Origin of the sequence: Pseudomonas sp. KB_12 (assembly GCF_052114545.1) — a bacterium.
GTDB lineage: Bacteria > Pseudomonadota > Gammaproteobacteria > Pseudomonadales > Pseudomonadaceae > Aquipseudomonas > Aquipseudomonas brassicacearum.
In genome coordinates this window covers 189,356-204,599 of the sequence record NZ_JBFREY010000002.1, presented here as the reverse complement: position 1 = coordinate 204,599, position 15,244 = coordinate 189,356, and the positions used below count along the sequence as shown (strand labels likewise).

18 protein-coding genes are annotated in these 15,244 nt (G+C 60.3%); 9 read left to right on the top strand and 9 right to left on the bottom strand.

Going from position 1 to position 15,244, the window contains the following annotated elements:
- The first annotated feature begins 22 nt into the window (after positions 1–22).
- Positions 23–1,231 carry an ammonium transporter gene (locus AB4Z20_RS02025; protein WP_442089216.1) on the top strand — a complete coding sequence of 403 codons (1,209 nt, stop codon included), beginning with the start codon at positions 23–25 and terminating at the stop codon, positions 1,229–1,231.
- An 8-nt stretch (positions 1,232–1,239) separates the two neighbouring features.
- On the opposite strand, the gene AB4Z20_RS02020 is transcribed toward AB4Z20_RS02025, so the two are convergent.
- The gene (locus tag AB4Z20_RS02020; protein WP_253472713.1) at positions 1,240–2,952 is read right to left on the bottom strand and encodes a cation:proton antiporter; all 1,713 of its coding nucleotides are present in this window, start codon (positions 2,950–2,952) and stop codon (positions 1,240–1,242) included.
- Between the two features lie 189 nt (positions 2,953–3,141).
- Here AB4Z20_RS02020 and AB4Z20_RS02015 point away from each other — a divergent pair, with 189 nt between their 5' ends.
- The 3 genes from AB4Z20_RS02015 to AB4Z20_RS02005 all read left to right on the top strand — a co-directional run bounded on the left by AB4Z20_RS02015 (position 3,142) and on the right by AB4Z20_RS02005 (position 4,745).
- Positions 3,142–3,393: a glutaredoxin family protein gene (locus AB4Z20_RS02015; protein ID WP_253472716.1), complete on the top strand. Its 252-nt coding sequence runs from the start codon at positions 3,142–3,144 to the stop codon at positions 3,391–3,393.
- Positions 3,394–3,462: 69 nt separating this feature from the next.
- Positions 3,463–3,783, top strand: coding sequence for a hypothetical protein (locus tag AB4Z20_RS02010; protein WP_024618375.1), 321 nt, complete (start codon positions 3,463–3,465; stop codon positions 3,781–3,783).
- 71 nt (positions 3,784–3,854) lie between these two features.
- Positions 3,855–4,745: a pseudouridine synthase gene (locus AB4Z20_RS02005; RefSeq protein WP_214510835.1), complete on the top strand. Its 891-nt coding sequence runs from the start codon at positions 3,855–3,857 to the stop codon at positions 4,743–4,745.
- 425 nt (positions 4,746–5,170) lie between these two features.
- Here the strand turns inward: AB4Z20_RS02005 and AB4Z20_RS02000 are convergent, their stop codons facing one another.
- Both AB4Z20_RS02000 and mobA read right to left on the bottom strand, forming a co-directional pair.
- Positions 5,171–5,392 (bottom strand): YgdI/YgdR family lipoprotein, encoded by a 222-nt coding sequence (locus AB4Z20_RS02000; protein WP_003199454.1) that lies wholly within the window; start codon positions 5,390–5,392, stop codon positions 5,171–5,173.
- Between the two features lie 75 nt (positions 5,393–5,467).
- A complete protein-coding gene (gene mobA / locus AB4Z20_RS01995; protein ID WP_258690636.1) occupies positions 5,468–6,070 on the bottom strand; it encodes a molybdenum cofactor guanylyltransferase MobA in 603 nt (200 codons plus the stop codon).
- 78 nt (positions 6,071–6,148) lie between these two features.
- Here mobA and moaB point away from each other — a divergent pair, with 78 nt between their 5' ends.
- Entirely contained in the window at positions 6,149–6,688 is a 540-nt protein-coding gene (moaB, locus tag AB4Z20_RS01990; RefSeq protein ID WP_053120541.1) for a molybdenum cofactor biosynthesis protein B, read from the top strand.
- Positions 6,689–6,710: 22 nt separating this feature from the next.
- Positions 6,711–7,898 (top strand): molybdopterin molybdotransferase MoeA, encoded by a 1,188-nt coding sequence (locus AB4Z20_RS01985; protein ID WP_253478461.1) that lies wholly within the window; start codon positions 6,711–6,713, stop codon positions 7,896–7,898.
- A gap of 59 nt (positions 7,899–7,957) precedes the next feature.
- On the opposite strand, the gene AB4Z20_RS01980 is transcribed toward AB4Z20_RS01985, so the two are convergent.
- Complete coding sequence (locus AB4Z20_RS01980) at positions 7,958–8,266, bottom strand: hypothetical protein (RefSeq protein ID WP_250886185.1); 309 nt, start codon at positions 8,264–8,266, stop codon at positions 7,958–7,960.
- 349 nt (positions 8,267–8,615) lie between these two features.
- On the opposite strand from AB4Z20_RS01980, the gene yegS reads away from it, so the two are divergent.
- Positions 8,616–9,533: a lipid kinase YegS gene (yegS, locus tag AB4Z20_RS01975; protein WP_253472725.1), complete on the top strand. Its 918-nt coding sequence runs from the start codon at positions 8,616–8,618 to the stop codon at positions 9,531–9,533.
- On the opposite strand, the gene AB4Z20_RS01970 is transcribed toward yegS, so the two are convergent.
- From AB4Z20_RS01970 to AB4Z20_RS01960, 3 genes are all read right to left on the bottom strand, one after another.
- Positions 9,517–10,176, bottom strand: coding sequence for a response regulator (locus tag AB4Z20_RS01970; RefSeq protein WP_214510838.1), 660 nt, complete (start codon positions 10,174–10,176; stop codon positions 9,517–9,519). The two genes, yegS and AB4Z20_RS01970, sit on opposite strands and share 17 nt — an antisense overlap.
- Entirely contained in the window at positions 10,173–11,066 is an 894-nt protein-coding gene (locus AB4Z20_RS01965; RefSeq protein ID WP_214510877.1) for a sensor histidine kinase, read from the bottom strand. Before AB4Z20_RS01965 ends, AB4Z20_RS01970 begins: the two co-directional genes overlap by 4 nt.
- A gap of 233 nt (positions 11,067–11,299) precedes the next feature.
- On the bottom strand, positions 11,300–11,770 hold the full coding sequence (locus tag AB4Z20_RS01960; RefSeq protein ID WP_253472727.1) for a hypothetical protein: 471 nt from the start codon (positions 11,768–11,770) through the stop codon (positions 11,300–11,302).
- A gap of 482 nt (positions 11,771–12,252) precedes the next feature.
- Between AB4Z20_RS01960 and AB4Z20_RS01955 the strand changes: the two genes are divergently transcribed.
- Both AB4Z20_RS01955 and AB4Z20_RS01950 read left to right on the top strand, forming a co-directional pair.
- Positions 12,253–13,176 carry a chemotaxis protein CheV gene (locus AB4Z20_RS01955; RefSeq protein WP_003183670.1) on the top strand — a complete coding sequence of 308 codons (924 nt, stop codon included), beginning with the start codon at positions 12,253–12,255 and terminating at the stop codon, positions 13,174–13,176.
- A 71-nt stretch (positions 13,177–13,247) separates the two neighbouring features.
- On the top strand, positions 13,248–14,057 hold the full coding sequence (locus AB4Z20_RS01950) for an MOSC domain-containing protein (protein ID WP_253472729.1): 810 nt from the start codon (positions 13,248–13,250) through the stop codon (positions 14,055–14,057).
- Positions 14,058–14,293: 236 nt separating this feature from the next.
- Here the strand turns inward: AB4Z20_RS01950 and ppnP are convergent, their stop codons facing one another.
- Together ppnP and AB4Z20_RS01940 are read right to left on the bottom strand one after the other, a co-directional pair.
- Positions 14,294–14,578: a pyrimidine/purine nucleoside phosphorylase gene (gene ppnP / locus AB4Z20_RS01945; protein ID WP_014337306.1), complete on the bottom strand. Its 285-nt coding sequence runs from the start codon at positions 14,576–14,578 to the stop codon at positions 14,294–14,296.
- A gap of 93 nt (positions 14,579–14,671) precedes the next feature.
- Positions 14,672–15,214 (bottom strand): exonuclease domain-containing protein, encoded by a 543-nt coding sequence (locus AB4Z20_RS01940; RefSeq protein WP_253472731.1) that lies wholly within the window; start codon positions 15,212–15,214, stop codon positions 14,672–14,674.
- Between the last annotated feature and the right edge of the window lie 30 nt (positions 15,215–15,244).

Sequence of the window (15,244 nt, the reverse complement as noted above, 5' to 3'; positions counted from 1 at the left end):
CTTTTTCAGGTCTGCCAATACCATGGAAAATATGCAAAGTGCCGTGGACGCTCTGGTCCACAGCTCCAACACGCTGTTCATCCTGCTCGGCGCAGTCATGGTCCTGGCCATGCATGCCGGCTTTGCGTTTCTTGAAGTGGGAACGGTCCGGCAAAAGAACCAGGTCAATGCGCTGTCGAAAATCCTCAGCGATTTCGCGGTCTCGACCCTGGCCTATTTCTTTATAGGCTATTGGATTGCCTACGGTGTGACCTTCCTGCAACCGGCGGCGGTGCTCAGCGCCGATCATGGCTATAGCCTGGTGAAGTTCTTCTTTCTGCTGACCTTTGCCGCTGCAATCCCGGCCATCATTTCCGGCGGTATTGCCGAACGTGCCCGGTTCGTCCCGCAGTTGTGCGCCACGGTGCTGATCGTGGCGTTTGTCTATCCGTTTTTCGAAGGCGTGGTCTGGAACGGCAATTTTGGCCTGCAGGCCTGGCTGCAAGCCCGGTTCGGCGCCAGTTTCCATGACTTCGCCGGCTCCGTGGTGGTGCATGCCATGGGCGGCTGGCTGGCGTTGGCTGCCGTGCTCTTGCTCGGCCCGCGTAACGGCCGATACCGGGACGGTCGCCTGGTGGCGTTCGCGCCTTCGAGCATTCCATTCCTGGCCTTGGGTTCGTGGATCCTGATTGTCGGCTGGTTCGGTTTCAACGTGATGAGTGCCCAGACCTTGCCCGGGGTGAGCGGGCTGGTGGCGGTCAATTCGTTGATGGCCATGGTGGGCGGTACCGTGGCGGCATTGATTGTCGGACGCAATGACCCAGGCTTCCTGCACAACGGCCCGCTGGCCGGTTTGGTGGCGGTCTGTGCCGGTTCCGACCTGATGCACCCGGTCGGTGCGTTGGTCACGGGGGCCATTGCCGGTGCCTTGTTTGTCTGGTGCTTCACCGCGGCCCAGGGCAAGTGGAAGATCGACGATGTGCTCGGCGTCTGGCCGCTGCATGGGCTGTGCGGTGTCTGGGGTGGCATCGCCTGTGGCGTCTTTGGCCAGAGCGCCCTGGGCGGCCTGGGTGGGGTCAGCCTGATCAGCCAATTGATTGGCACGGCGCTGGGAATTGTCGTCGCCCTGGCAGGCGGGTTTGCGGTCTATGGCGTGATCAAGGCCGTGCTGGGGCTGCGCCTGACACAGGAAGAAGAGTATTACGGCGCCGACCTGTCGATTCACAAGATCGGCGCGGTCAGCCAGGACTGAGCGTCGCACTATGGCTCCTTGTCCTGGTTGCCAGGATAAAAGCCATGGAGCAGGCGATAGCGGTCGTGACGAACCTGATCCACGTGATGCCGGACCTGCTGCTCGGGCAGGCCGAGCATGATCAGGGCGTGGGAGGCCAGCATCAGGCTCGACTCCAGCAGCTCCGGGACCACTTCGCTGGCCCCGGCAGCCTGCAACTCGGCCAGTTGGCTGTCGTCACGGGTGCGCACCAGGATCGGTACCTGGTGATTGACCTGGCGGGCCGCCTTGAGCACGGTGATGGCGATGTCGGTCTTGTCTACCGCGATCACCAGCAACCTGGCGCGGCTCAAGCCAACGGCCGCAAGCAGGTCACCTCGTCGTGAATCCCCGTAATGCACGCAGTTTTCCCCGACGGTGGCTTCCTGGATGATCACCGGGTCGTCATCCAGGGCGACGAACGCCTGGCCTTCGCGGCGCAGGAACCGCCCGATGGATTGACCGACGCGCCCGTAGCCGCAAATGACCACATGGCCCGACAAGCCGGCATTGAGTGCGCTGATCTGGTCCAGTTGCGCCTCTTCGTTGGGTTTGCGATGCAGGCGCGCGGCGATGCGTGGCGCCGCACGCAGCAACAGCGGGGTCAATAGCATCGAGCAGAACGTCGCGGCCAGCAGCAGGCCGCTGATGTCAGCGGGCATGAGGCGGTTCTGCTGCATCAGGGCCATCAGGGCAAAGCAGAATTCACCGCCCTGGGCCAGCGCCAGGCCACTGCGCCAGGCGGTTTCAACGTCGCTGCCGCGCCATTTCACCAGGACGGCGACCACGCAGCCCTTGATGAGCATCAGGCCGAGGGTCAACCCCAGGATCAACAAGCCGTCATCGAGGAACAGCTGCAGGTCGATCAGCATGCCGATGCTGACGAAGAACAGCCCCAGCAGGATGTCGCGGAACGGGCGTATGTCGGCTTCGATCTGATGCCGGTAGTGGCTTTCCCCCAGCAGCATGCCCGCCAGGAAAGCTCCCAGGGCCGGTGACAAACCGAGCAGGTGGGTCAGCCATGCCGTCAGCAACACGATCACCAGGGCCAGCAGGACGAACAATTCCGCGGACCGGGACGCCGCCACCTCATGGAACAGCCGGGGCAACAGCAGTCGGCTGGCCAGCAGCAGGCCACCGAACAGAACCAGGGTCTTGCCCAAGGTCAAGGGCAGCGCCCAGTACCACGGGTGGTCGCTGCTGCCGGCGAATACCGGCACCAGGGTCAACAACAGCACCGCGACAACGTCCTGGAACAACAACACGCCGATGGCGTTCTGGCCGTGGCTGCTGAAGATCTCGCCCAGGCTGGTCAACTCCTTGCTGACGATGGCCGTGGAGGACAAGGCCAGTCCTGCGCCGAGCAACAACGCGGCGATTATCGGCGCGCCACACACTGCCAGCAATCCCGCGAGGACCGCCCCCGAGCACAGCACCTGCAGGCTGCCGAGGCCGAACACGACCCGACGCAGTTCGAGCATTTTCGACAGGGAAAACTCCAGCCCCAACGAGAACAGCAGGAACACCACCCCGAGTTCGGCCAGGTCTGGCAGTTCTTCGCTGTCGTTGACCCAGTCCAGCGCGGTGGGCCCGACCGCCAGCCCGACGCAGAGATAACCCAGCACGGGTGGCAGGCGCAGCCGCCTGAACAAGGCGATGACCACCAGGGACGAGGCAAGGATGATCAGCAGGTTGGCAAACAAGGGGAACTCCGTTTCAAGGCTACAACGCACAGCGTAGAGGGGAAAATGCGACAAGCGTCGCTGGAAAAGCATTGGCGCTCAGTGATTTGCATCAGCGTTTTACTGAAACACGCTGAAGCGAGCCTGCGACTCGACGGTTTTCCGAGGTGGGCCTAGAATGACCGTCTATCTTTTTTGGGTCTACCCGCCATGCTTCCTGAATGCCAGTTGTTCGGCACCCTGGGGTGTCATCTTTGCGAAGTAGCCGAAGCTGAACTGATGCCTTTCGTCGAACATGGATTGTTGGTGGAGTTGGTGGACATTTCAGATCGCGAAGACGTGGTGGAGGACTATGGGTGGCGGATTCCCGTGCTGCGCAGGCTGGATACCGGTGCGGAACTGGACTGGCCCTTCGAGGCTGAACAGATCGTGACATTCCTCCGTTCGTCCGTCAGTTCCTGATACTGCGGTTGGCGAAAGTAGTGTGCTTCGGTTACTGTATGTCCATACAGCTATCTGGAGTGCGTCCCCTTGGTCAATGTCGAACAACTGAAAAACAGCGTGAACAGGATGTCCGCGGACGTTGTGCGCGAGGCAGTCCTGGAACTGCGCCTGGATGGCTTGGTTACCGAAGGCAAGACCCCCTTCAATAAACTGCATTTCAATACCTGTTTCGCCGAGATTGAAGCGTTGTTCCAGCGTGCCGGCTATCACAAACAGTTGGATGTGGTGGGTTACCAGGGCTTGCTGTACGCGCTGTACGATCCAGGTCGCTGGGAGGCGGTGGAAGTGCTGCGCTGGTTGAAAGAGTTCACCGAAGCGGCGGCAAAATCGACGTCAGTCACCGCGTGAGCAATCATTGCTGGGCTGGCCTGTGCGACTGGCGGATAATACCGCCTCGCAAAAATGCCTAAGAGTTTTCAATGTCCGGTTCGTCGTTTTCCGCCGCTCATCATCAGGCCAGTACGCTGTACCTGCCGCCCGGTTCCTGGCAGACGGTGCTGGAGTGCCTGTGCGAGCATTTCAGCGCCATCAGTCGCGAACAGTGGCTGGACCGGATCGCTCGGGGCAGGGTATTGGACGGGGAGGGCAAGGCGATCCAGGTCGACTTGCCGTACCGCGAAGGCCTGCGCATCCACTACTTCCGCGAAGTGCCCGACGAGAAGACAATCCCGGTGGTGGAGTCGATCCTGTACGCCGACGAACACCTGGTGGTGGCAGACAAGCCGCATTTTCTGCCTGTCACCCCAGCGGGCGAATACGTCGAGCAAACTTTGTTGCGACGGCTGATCCGGCGGTTGGACAATCCTCATCTGGTGCCTCTGCACCGCATCGACCGGCATACGGCCGGGCTGGTGTTGTTTTCGGCCAACCCGAACACCCGCTCGGCGTATCAGTCGTTATTCCCGACGCGGCAGATCGAAAAACGCTACCAGGCCATTGCCCGCGCATTGCCCGGGCTGACCTTTCCACGGGTGCATAAAAGCCGGATGATCGATGGCGAACCGTTCTTCCGAATGCAGGAAGGGCCCGGCGAGCCCAATACCGAAACGGCCATCGAAGTGCTGGAAAGGAACGGCGAGTTGTGGCGCTATGGCTTGTATCCGGTTACGGGTAAGAAGCATCAGTTGCGGGTTCACATGAATGCCCTTGGGGCGGGGATCTGCAATGATCCGTTTTATCCTGATGTGCTTCGGGATGTTGAGGATGATTACTCGAATCCTTTGAAGCTGCTGGCTCAAGGGTTGCGTTTTGTTGATCCGGTTACTGGCTTGGAACGTGTGTTTGAGAGCGGTATTTCGTTGCAGTGGTAGTTTTTTGTTAAGGGGGAATGGTGTGTATATCCGTTTCTTCGGTAACGGCTACTTATGGTTTCGCCCTTACGGCGACTCACTTTTTTTCAAACGCCAAAAAAAGTAAGCAAAAAAGGCTTGCCCCACCACTCGGCACCTCGCCTAGGCTCGGTGTGCCCTCACTCCGGCATTGCTCCACGGAGCAATGCCTTCGTTCAGGCATGCCGAGCCTAGGCGAGGCACCGAGTGGTGGGGCATGTAGCGCTTTGGTTACTTTCGCGCTTTTCGAAAGTGACCCGCTGTAAGAGCGGAACCGCCAGTGGCCGTTACCGAAGAAACGGATATACACCCAAAACCCAAAACCCAAAACCAAGCCCAAAAAAAAGGCGCCTCCCTCTTCAGGAAGCGCCGTTTTTTCTAGCGACTTAGGGCAGCAGCGTTACAGATTACAAATCCTTAACGGTACGAACCTGATCCTTGTTCACACGAGTCTGCTTGCCATCCAGTTGCTCGAATTCGTAGAAGCCGCTTTCTTCATCGTAATGTGGGGTATCGACGGCCTGGATTTCGCGACCGTCATTCAAGGTGATCACTGTTGGCGAAGCACACCCGGCAAGGGTGGCGAGGCCCAGAGCGAGCATGAACGTGGCGAGGGTCCGTTGTGTCATGGTGTTTCTCCGAAATGGATTCTTCAAGTTACTGACCTTCAGACGTATACATCGCGCGCAAGTTCCTGGCTAGTGTCAATCTGACACGCCTTTGTGCCGGGCCAGTAACTCCGGTGTGTTCAGATTTGCCAGGCGGGGATCGTCGGCTGGGCATTGCAAGGCAACGGCGTGCAGTGCGCGCATGATACGACCGGGGCTGCGTTCGCCTTCGCGCCAGGCTTGTTCGAAGCTCGCTGCCAGGGCCAATGGGATGACACACAGCAGCGGCTCCCAGTGCTCGCCGTGGCGCACCATCAGCGGTTTGTCGGGGTGCTGGCTGGCCATCCTGCGCATGTTATCGAGCAGGTTGGCGTCGATTTGCGGCACATCACACGGCAGCACCAGCAAATACGGATGCTTCGCAGCCTTGAGGCCTGCCCGGATACCTGCCAGGGGCCCGGGAAAGTCGCCTTCCTCGTCATGCACCAACTGATCGGCATACATCGCATAATGTTGCGGGTTGCGGTTGCAGGAGATGATCAGGTCATCGCTCATGGCGCGGGTCTGGCGATGCAGATGGGCAATCAGCGGTTCGCCTTGCCACTGCACCAGGCCTTTGTCCTGGCCGCCCATGCGTTGTCCGCGACCACCCGCCAAGAGCAGGATGGAGCAGGATGGCAGCGGCGTGTTCGGGGTCATGGCGTGTCTCCGCGCGGGCGAAAAAATGAAGCGCTGTGATATAACACCGGGCTGTTTCCTTCACAACTGGACGAGCCTATGAAAGCCAAGGCTGATGTACCTTTCGTGCCGCTCAATATCGCGGTGCTGACTGTCAGTGATACCCGTACCCTGGAAACCGATACGTCCGGACAGGTCTTCGTCGATCGGCTCACGGCGGCTGGCCACAACCTGGCGGCGCGGGTCCTGCTCAAAGATGATTTGTACAAGATCCGGGCGCAAGTCGCGACCTGGATTGCCGAAGACGTGGTGCAGGTGGTGCTGATCACCGGCGGCACCGGTTTCACGGGGCGTGACAGCACGCCGGAAGCCGTCACGTGCCTGCTGGACAAGCAGGTCGATGGCTTTGGCGAGTTGTTTCGACAGATATCCGTGGCCGACATCGGCACGTCCACCGTGCAGTCCCGCGCGCTGGCAGGCCTGGCCAATGGCACGCTGGTGTGTTGCCTGCCGGGTTCGACCAACGCGGTGCGTACCGGATGGGATGGCATCCTGGCCGAACAGCTGGATGTGCGGCATCGGCCGTGCAACTTCGTGGCTCATTTGAAACAGGCAGCGCCTTGTGAATCCCGTGGGTAAACCGGGCAAGGCCGGGGCCTTGATGGCCGTTGAGGTCGCATTGGAACGACTGCTCGAGATGGCGGCGGCCACGCCGATTGTCCAGCGCGAGCATTTGCCTTTGGCCGCGGCGTTAGGGCGAGTGCTCGCCGGGGATCTGGTGTCGACCCTAGATTTGCCGCCATGGCCCAACAGCGCCATGGACGGCTATGCCTTGCGGCTGGCTGACTGGAACGGCGAGCCATTGAAGGTCAGCCAGCGGATTTTTGCCGGGCAGGCCCCAGAGCCGCTGGCCGTTGGCACGTGCGCGCGGATCTTCACCGGGGCGCCAGTCCCTGCTGGCGCCGATTGCGTCGAGATGCAGGAAAATGCCGTGGTTGAAGACGACCAGCGGGTGCGCTTTACCGAGCGTATGGTCAGCGGGCAGAACATTCGCCCCCAGGGGCAGGAGACCACCGTCGGCGAGCAAGTGCTCTCTGCCGGCACTCGCCTGGGGCCGATCGAGCTGGGGCTGGCCGCCTCCTTGGGCTGTGCATCGCTGGAAGTGGTGCGCAAAGTCCGCGTCGCAGTCCTGTCCACGGGGGATGAGCTGGTCGAGCCCGGGCAGGCGTTGGGCCCAGGCCAGATCTATAACAGCAACCGCGTGCTGCTGTGTAGCTGGCTGCAACGCATGGGTTGTGACGTGATTGACGCGGGTATCCTGCCCGACGATTTATCGGCCACCCGCGAGCGCTTGGCGCAGTTGTCTGATGTCGATCTGATCCTGTCCACCGGTGGCGTATCGGTGGGGGAGGCGGATTTCCTGGGCATCGCCTTGCGCGAGGACGGCGAGCTGGCGCTATGGAAACTCGCCATCAAGCCGGGTAAACCGCTGACGTTCGGGCATTACCGTGGCGTGCCGGTCATAGGCTTGCCTGGAAACCCTGCCTCGACCCTCGTGACTTTCGCACTGCTGGCACGGCCCTACCTGCTAAGACGCCAGGGCGTTCAGTCGGTGGCGCCGCTCAAGTTCAAGGTGCCGGCCGGTTTCGCCTGGCCGAAGGCAGGCAGTCGACGAGAATACTTGCGAGGCCGCATGGAGAATGGTCGAGCGATCATCTACCGGAATCAAAGCTCGGGTGTCCTGCGCAGCGCCGCCTGGGCCGAAGGGCTGGTCGAAGTGCTCGAGGGCCGGACGCTGGTGGAGGGCGATGAAGTGGGTTTCATTCCCTTGAGCGAAGTCCTGGGCTAGCACTGTGGCAGGTGTTCTGCGGCCCGAGCCGGATCCTCGGGCCTTCACGCGTCTCACCTTCATCGTGTGAGCAGCATCACCACCTGATCGAATCGATTGTTCGCAATCCAGCCCAGCAGGCCGAGCACCACCGCTGCAGCGCCAGCCGAATAGGCCAGCCTGTGGCGGATCACCTTTACGTCGGTGCGAATTTCATCCATGTCTTTGCGGATGTATTTGAGGTGGGTTTCCAGTTCAACGACGCGCGGTTCCAAATCAATTCCTCCAACGGGATTACTGCAACTTTTGCATTCGTTCCGAGTATCGGCCCGCCCGCTTCCAAGGGGCGCGCGCTGCTGGGGCAACAGCTTGTATTCACGGTTATGCATGGGACGGTTCATCCCCTTGGCCATAACTGTTCAAACGACTGATCCGGCCCCAGCGGGCCGTGACGTATCCATCCATGGGTAAGTGCTTCCTTGTGTGAAGAGGGTTTTAGCGTTCCAGCAAAACAGAAGGCCAAGGTGTCTCAATACCGCTAGAGGGTCAATTGAGCTGATTCGCCAGATCTTGTAAGAAAACTCTTCGAATCAAGACGTCCCGGTCGAACGAGCTGCCCTGCGGGTTTTCTCCCGGGGGGGCAAGCCTTCCTGCTTTTTTAATAAATTGAGATATTTCGGGCTTTTTCGCTCGAATGAGCGGTCCCATTTCCTGAACCTTCCAATGACGGAGACGACGATGAGCAAAGGCAAGGCGCTGTTGATTTTGCATGGCAAGCAAGCGCTCAACGAAGAGGTTCGCACGGCAGTGATGCTCAAGCGCGAGCAGGGCTGGGACCTGGCGGTACGGTTGACCTGGGAGGCGGGTGATGCCCAACGATGCGTCGATGAGGCGCTGGAGGCCGGTTATACGCGGCTGATCGCCGGCGGCGGTGATGGGACCTTGCGTGATATCGCCGAAGCGATCGTCCTCCATTCGAGTGATGCCAGCCTGGTACTGCTGCCGCTGGGCACTGCCAACGATTTCGCCCGGGCGGCTGGCGTTCCGTTGGAGCCTGCGCAGGCCCTGGATTTGCTCGACGTTGCGCCGCAGGCCGTGGATGTGGGTGAAGTCTGCGGCAGGATTTTCCTGAACATGGCCACCGGCGGTTTTGGCAGCCAGGTGACGGCGAACACTTCCGAGGACCTCAAGAAAGTCCTGGGGGGCGCGGCCTACCTGTTCACCGGCCTGTCACGATTCAGTGAGCTGAGTGCCGCCTATGGTGAGTTGCAGGGCCCCGATTTCCACTGGCAGGGCGATTTGCTCGCGCTGGGTATCGGCAATGGCAGTCAGGCGGGGGGTGGCCACGTGCTGTGCCCGCAGGCGTTGGCCAATGATGGGTTGCTGGACATCAGCATCTTGCCGGCGCCTCAGGAGGTGGTCAGTACATTGAAGGACTTGCTGGCGGGTGGCCTGGGCATCGACAACATGTTTGTCCGCGCGCGCTTGCCATGGGTGGAGATCAAGGTCGCGCAAGGCCTGGATATCAATCTCGATGGCGAGCCGTTGCAGGTAGACGCCCTGCGTTTCACTGTCCGCCCAAAAGCACTGCGCGTGCACCTGCCGTCCGATTCGCCGCTGTTGGGCGGCGCGACGGCGCTCAATCGTCCAGGCTGATGATCTGTTCGCGCACCGCGAACAGCACAAGGCCGGCCACGTCATGGATCTGCAGGCGCTTCATGATTTGCGCCCGGTGGGTTTCCACGGTCTTGATGCTCAGGTTCAGGCCGTTGGCTATTTCCCGGGTGGACTTGCCGCGCACGATCAGCCGCAGTATTTCCAGCTGGCGTGCCGTCAGGTTATGAGTCCGGGCGGGGTCCGACTGATGCTTCTGGACGCGAGTCAGCGCCTGGTTGATCACGGTATGGGCGATGGCCGGGCTCAGGTAGCGTTCGTTGTTGCGCAGCGCCTCCAAGGCGTGTTTCAGCTCATTGGCGGTGGTGTCCTTGAGCAGGTAGCCATGGGCTCCTGATTCCAGCGCCTGCATGATCAGCGCCGGATCCGTATGCATGGACAGGATCAGCACCTTGCTGTGGGGGCGCACCCGCTTGAGCTGTTGCAAGGCGTCCAGGCCGCAGGTGTCCTTCATGGAAATGTCCAGCAGCACGATATCGGGGTTCAACCGTTCGACCAGTTCGACCAATTGCGTGCCATCGCTGGCCTCACCAATGACGGCATAGCCCGGGATATCCATGACCAGCGCGCGTACGCCGGCCCTGATCAGGGAGTGGTCATCTACCAGGAGCAAATTACAAATCAAAGGAGAACCTTATTCTTACTGGCTCGTTCCAGGGCTCGCGGCGCCCAGGGAAAGCGTGCTTCGATGTGCGTGCCCTTGCCGGCCTCGCTGATGACCTTGAGGGTGCCGCCCAACTGTTCGACTCGCTCCGACATGCCGGCCATGCCCCGTTGGCCTTCGCGAGCGGGGTGGGTGGCGGGGACAAACCCCTGGCCATCGTCGCTGATCAGCAGGGTCAGGCCGTCAGGCAGGCGTTGCAAGCGTACCAGCAGATTCGTCGCCCGGGCATGACGCAAGATGTTGGTGACCGCTTCCTGGGTGATCCGGAACACCGCGACCGACATTTCCTCCGGGATGCCTGCCATGCGCTGTTGGCAATCGAGGCTCCACTTCACCGGGGCATTGGCCAGGGTCTTGAGCAGGTGCGCCCGCAGGCTGGCCTCCAGTCCGAGGCTGGTCAGTTGCCGGGGGTTGAGGATCGCCGATACGTCGCGGACCTTGTTGAGGGTTTCGTCCAGGGTCTCGCAGAGTAGCGCGCATTGGCCTTGCAATTCTTCCGGCATCCGCCGCTTGAGCCATTCGCCTTGCAGTTTCGCTGCGGTCAGCAACTGGCCAATGTCGTCGTGCAATTCGCGGCTGAGGCGATGGCGCTCGTTTTCCTGGACCTCAAGCAACCGGTCGGCCAGTTCCTGAGGCTGGAACTTGATGGATTTGCGTGACAACCGATGGTGGATCCAAACACAAGTCATGGCTGCGACATTCAGTACCAGCAGGCTCAACGGCACCGTGTAGGCGTACAGGTAGGCCAGCAGGCAGCCGAGGGTCGAGCAGATACACAATAATAATGTGAAGCGACGGGCGTTTTCTCGGGAGGGAGGCCAGGTGATGAATGACTTGAGGCTGGCGTACATAGCGGATGGAGCCAATGAATGTTCGCTGCGGGCTGGCCGGTCAGCGCATCTGACAGGCCCGGTCGGGTAAACGTTTTCAGGTCGAGGGCAGCTTCGGTCGGCGGCTTTACGGCGCTGTCTTGAAGTGGCTGACGCGCGAGATAGTACCACTTCACCTATCGTTGGTCGCGCTCGGCATGGCGCGGTGAAAGCGCTACGTACCTGGCACGCAGCACTGAGCCGGCATCATCGTCTCAGGCTTGTTTCTGGGGGTAGGATACCAACGCCAGCGGACTTGACGCTGCCGATGCCTGGCCGGGGCTCTGGCCTACCTGGAAAGCGAATGCCTCGATCAACGAAATCTGTTCACTGCTGTCCAGGCCCAACTGGCCGGTGGTGTGATCGACCAGTTCCAATTGCCAGGCCATCAGGGTTAAACAATCCTTCAGGGCGTCCAAGGCTCGGTCATGCAACTCCATGTGGTTTTGCGCGTGACTGAGCAAGCCATGGATATGCAGTGAAAACTCCGAAACGGCTTCCAGCGCCAGGGCATTGGCCTTGTTCGACAGTTTCAGCAAGGTGCTGAGCATGCAATCGATGGCGTCCTTGTCGTTGTTGATCAATTGCAGATGGCTCAGGCATTCCTCCGACTTGGCCAACAGCGTCTCGGCCTCGATCAGAAGCTCGGGAAGACGCTGAGTCCAGTTCCTACGATCGTTCGGCATGCTTATCTCCACAACATCATGTCAGGCGAAAGAAAACCGCTTATGGCGAACGGCTGGATCTCAAGGTCGGCCGCGGTCGGACGCACGGCGACACATCCCTGCCGTTCAGCGAAAGCGAATTCGCAAACAATTGCACGGGTGGGATCGGCCGAAAGACTGGAGGTCCGATGACCTTTGGTCGCGCACAAAAGCCTGACTCCGTTCAGCAATGAGAATGGCGTCACATTAATGGCTATTGGATAACGGGAATATCAGGTTGGACCTGATTGTGCCTAGGGGAATCCCTTAGGCAGGGGAACTTTGCACGCAAACCTGGGTCGCGCGGCAGAGAAAAGGTGCAGATGAAATCATGAAGTCAGTAAAACATGATGTTAATGTGACATCAATACCCCGTGATTGTATTTTATCCGGGGGTCAAGATTCGGTTCGCGCAGCCGATATCTCATTCATTGGATTCATCCGAACAAGCCCAGGAGTCATCGATGGCCGGCATTCTCGACACAGTAGATCAACGAACCCAACTGGTGGGTGAGAATCGCCTGGAAATTCTCATGTTCCGCCTGGCGGGTCGACAGTTGTTCGCCATTAACGTGTTCAAGGTCCAGGAAGTGCTGCAGCTGCCGAAGCTGACCCTGATGCCGCAGCGCCACCCGTTCGTGTGCGGCGTGGTCAATCTGCGGGGCCAGACGTTGCCGGTGATCGACCTGTCCCAGGCCATTGGCATGCGTCCGCTGGTGCCGGGCCCCAACAGCACCATCATCGTGACTGAGTACAACCGCTCGGTTCAGGCATTTTTGGTGGGCGGTGTCGACCGCATCGTCAACATGAACTGGGAAGCCATCCTGCCACCGCCGACAAGCGCTGGCCGTGAGCACTACCTGACGGCCATCAGCAAGGTGGACGATCAGTTGGTGGAAATCATCGACGTGGAAAAAGTCCTGGCCGAAATCGTGCCGTACAACGCCAAGGTCTCCCGGGACAAGCTCGAAGACCCGGTGCTGGAGCGCGCCCGTGGTCGCGAAGTGTTGCTGGTGGACGACTCCAACGTCGCGCTCTCGCAACTGCGCGATACCCTGGGGCAACTGGGCGTGAAAATGCACATCGCCAGCGACGGCCTCAAGGCCCTGAACATGCTCAAGGCTTGGGCCGATACCGGCGAGGTGATGACCGATAAATTGCTGATGATCTTCACCGACGCGGAAATGCCGGAAATGGACGGCTACCGGCTGACCACTGAAATCCGCAACGACCCGCGCTTGCGTGGGCTCTATGTCGTACTGCACACCTCGTTGTCCGGCAGCTTCAACGATTCGATGGTCAAGAAGGTCGGTTGCGACAACTTCCTCTCCAAATTCCAGCCGGACAAGCTGGTCGATGTGGTGCGCCAGCGGCTGATGCTCGACTGAAACCGATGGTGGTTTGCTTCAATGGCCGGCTCGTATAAGGTGGCATTTTTTCGCCACCAGGGAAGTTGACCATGTTGCGGCTGAGCGCGCTGTATCGGTATCCGTTGAAGTCCGGCAAGGGTCAGCCCTTGCAAGGGATCGGCCTGGACAAGCTCGGGCTGGACGGTGACCGGCGCTGGATGCTGGTGGATGAGGGCACGGGGCGTTTCCTGACCCAGCGAGCCGTGGCGAAGATGAGCCAGCTCTCAGCCTTGTGGAACGAAGCGGGTGGCCTGACGCTCAGCGCGCCGGGCCATGGCGCCATCGACGTGCCGCTGCCGCCCGTGGTGGAAGAACAGCGGCGCGGGGTGACCATCTGGCGTGACACCTTGCGTGTGCCGGATGCCGGTGACGAGGCCGCGGCCTGGGTCAGCGAATTCATCGGCAATCCAACCCGCCTGGTGCATGTGCCGGTGGATCTGGCGCGTACCACCGCCGCCGGTTATGGCAAGGATGACGACAAGGTTGCCTTTGCCGATGGGTTCCCCCTGCTGCTGATTGGCCAGGCGTCCTTGCAGGATCTGTCGAACCGAGTCGGTCGTTCGCTGGAAATGTTGCGCTTTCGCCCCAACCTGGTGGTCGAGGGCAGCGAGGCGTTTGCCGAGGACGGCTGGAAGCGCATTCGTATCGGCGAGGTTGAGTTCCGGCTGGTCAAGCCATGCTCACGTTGCATCATGACCACGGTCGATCCGCAAACCGGCGAACGCGATCCGAATCGCGAACCCTTTGCCACGTTGCAGCATTACCGTTCGACACCGGACGGTGCGATGTTCGGCCAGAACCTGGTCAACGACAGCAACGGTCGGCTTGAAGTCGGCATGCCGGTTGAAGTGCTCGAATAAAAAAATCCGTAAACAAAAATGCCCGTGTCATTGGACACGGGCATTTTTGTTTATCACGCAAGCATTTTTTGTAGGCTTTTGTGGCGAGGGAGCTTGCTCCCGTTGGGTTGCGAAGCAGCCCCTGCATTCCAGTCATCACATCGTAGGGGACGCTGGCGCGTCCAGCGGGAGCAAGCTCCCTCGCCACAGGGTTAACCATGCCCCCAAAAGGGGAGCAGCTCTGGTGGTTCGCCGAATCAGCCGCGGTACTCACACAGGTAAGCGGTATCGACGGCCACTTTGAGCTGGAATTTGCTGTTGGCCGGAACATTGAACTGGCTGCCGGCCTCGAAGGTTTCCCAGTCGGTGCTGTCAGGCAGCTTCACGGTCAGGGCGCCGGAGACCACGTGCATGATTTCCCGTTGGGCCGTGCCAAACTCATATTCGCCCGGTGCCATGACGCCGATGGTCGCAGGGCCTTCGGCAGTGCCAAAAGCGATCGACTTGACGGTGCCGTCGAAGTACTCGTTGACTTTAAACATGGGCGATTCCTCGAAAAAGGGGCTGAAAAAGGCCGGCCAGTATGCACAAGGCCGCAACATTCGTCATCTGCCACACTGGGAGGTGGCTGCCGCTCAACGCGCAAGCACCAGGGGCAACAACCGCGCGGTATTGCGTGCGTCTTCCAGCGCACGGTGCTGTTGACCGCAGAATTGCAGGCCAGCCAGTTGCAGCGCGCCATTGAGCCCCAGCGGTCGCTCCAGTCGCCGGGCCTTGGCGAAGCGTTGCTTGAGGTTCATGTGCGGCACCTGGCCGAGGACACTGTGCAACTGCTGGTGCTGCCATTCCTGAAGCAGTTGCTTGCGGTCGTAATCGCCCCAACTGACCCAGCTTTCCAGCTTCGACTGATACGGCGCCAGCCAGCGCTCGAACGCCGGCCAGACCTCGGTCAAGGGCGCGGCATTGTCGATATTGGCCTGGGTGATGTGGGTCAGTTCGCGGCAGAAGGGCGTGAGCAGCGGCCGCCTCAGGGGCCGCACGAAGCGCTGGAAATGATCCACTTCGCGGCCGTCACGATTCACCAGCGTGGCGCCGATTTCGATAATTTCCATTTCGGTTACCGGCCAGCCACCTTCATCGGTGGTGGCCTCCAGATCAATCACCAGCCAGTGAGGCATTGCAGGGTTCCCGGTATCGGCGTGCTGATG

Bases quoted from the DNA above. Each gene is read 5' to 3' on its own strand.
- AB4Z20_RS01965 (WP_214510877.1), bottom strand. From the start codon at position 11,066: ATGTACGCCAGCCTCAAGTCATTCATCACCTGGCCTCCCTCCCGAGAA.
- yegS (WP_253472725.1), top strand. From the start codon at position 8,616: ATGAGCAAAGGCAAGGCGCTGTTGATTTTGCATGGCAAGCAAGCGCTC.
- ppnP (WP_014337306.1), bottom strand. From the start codon at position 14,578: ATGTTTAAAGTCAACGAGTACTTCGACGGCACCGTCAAGTCGATCGCT.
- AB4Z20_RS02015 (WP_253472716.1), top strand. From the start codon at position 3,142: ATGCTTCCTGAATGCCAGTTGTTCGGCACCCTGGGGTGTCATCTTTGC.
- AB4Z20_RS01985 (WP_253478461.1), top strand. From the start codon at position 6,711: ATGGCCGTTGAGGTCGCATTGGAACGACTGCTCGAGATGGCGGCGGCC.
- AB4Z20_RS01950 (WP_253472729.1), top strand. From the start codon at position 13,248: ATGTTGCGGCTGAGCGCGCTGTATCGGTATCCGTTGAAGTCCGGCAAG.
- mobA (WP_258690636.1), bottom strand. From the start codon at position 6,070: ATGACCCCGAACACGCCGCTGCCATCCTGCTCCATCCTGCTCTTGGCG.
- AB4Z20_RS01960 (WP_253472727.1), bottom strand. From the start codon at position 11,770: ATGCCGAACGATCGTAGGAACTGGACTCAGCGTCTTCCCGAGCTTCTG.
- AB4Z20_RS01955 (WP_003183670.1), top strand. From the start codon at position 12,253: ATGGCCGGCATTCTCGACACAGTAGATCAACGAACCCAACTGGTGGGT.
- AB4Z20_RS02025 (WP_442089216.1), top strand. From the start codon at position 23: ATGGAAAATATGCAAAGTGCCGTGGACGCTCTGGTCCACAGCTCCAAC.
- moaB (WP_053120541.1), top strand. From the start codon at position 6,149: ATGAAAGCCAAGGCTGATGTACCTTTCGTGCCGCTCAATATCGCGGTG.
- AB4Z20_RS02000 (WP_003199454.1), bottom strand. From the start codon at position 5,392: ATGACACAACGGACCCTCGCCACGTTCATGCTCGCTCTGGGCCTCGCC.
- AB4Z20_RS01940 (WP_253472731.1), bottom strand. From the start codon at position 15,214: ATGCCTCACTGGCTGGTGATTGATCTGGAGGCCACCACCGATGAAGGT.
- AB4Z20_RS01980 (WP_250886185.1), bottom strand. From the start codon at position 8,266: ATGCATAACCGTGAATACAAGCTGTTGCCCCAGCAGCGCGCGCCCCTT.
- AB4Z20_RS02005 (WP_214510835.1), top strand. From the start codon at position 3,855: ATGTCCGGTTCGTCGTTTTCCGCCGCTCATCATCAGGCCAGTACGCTG.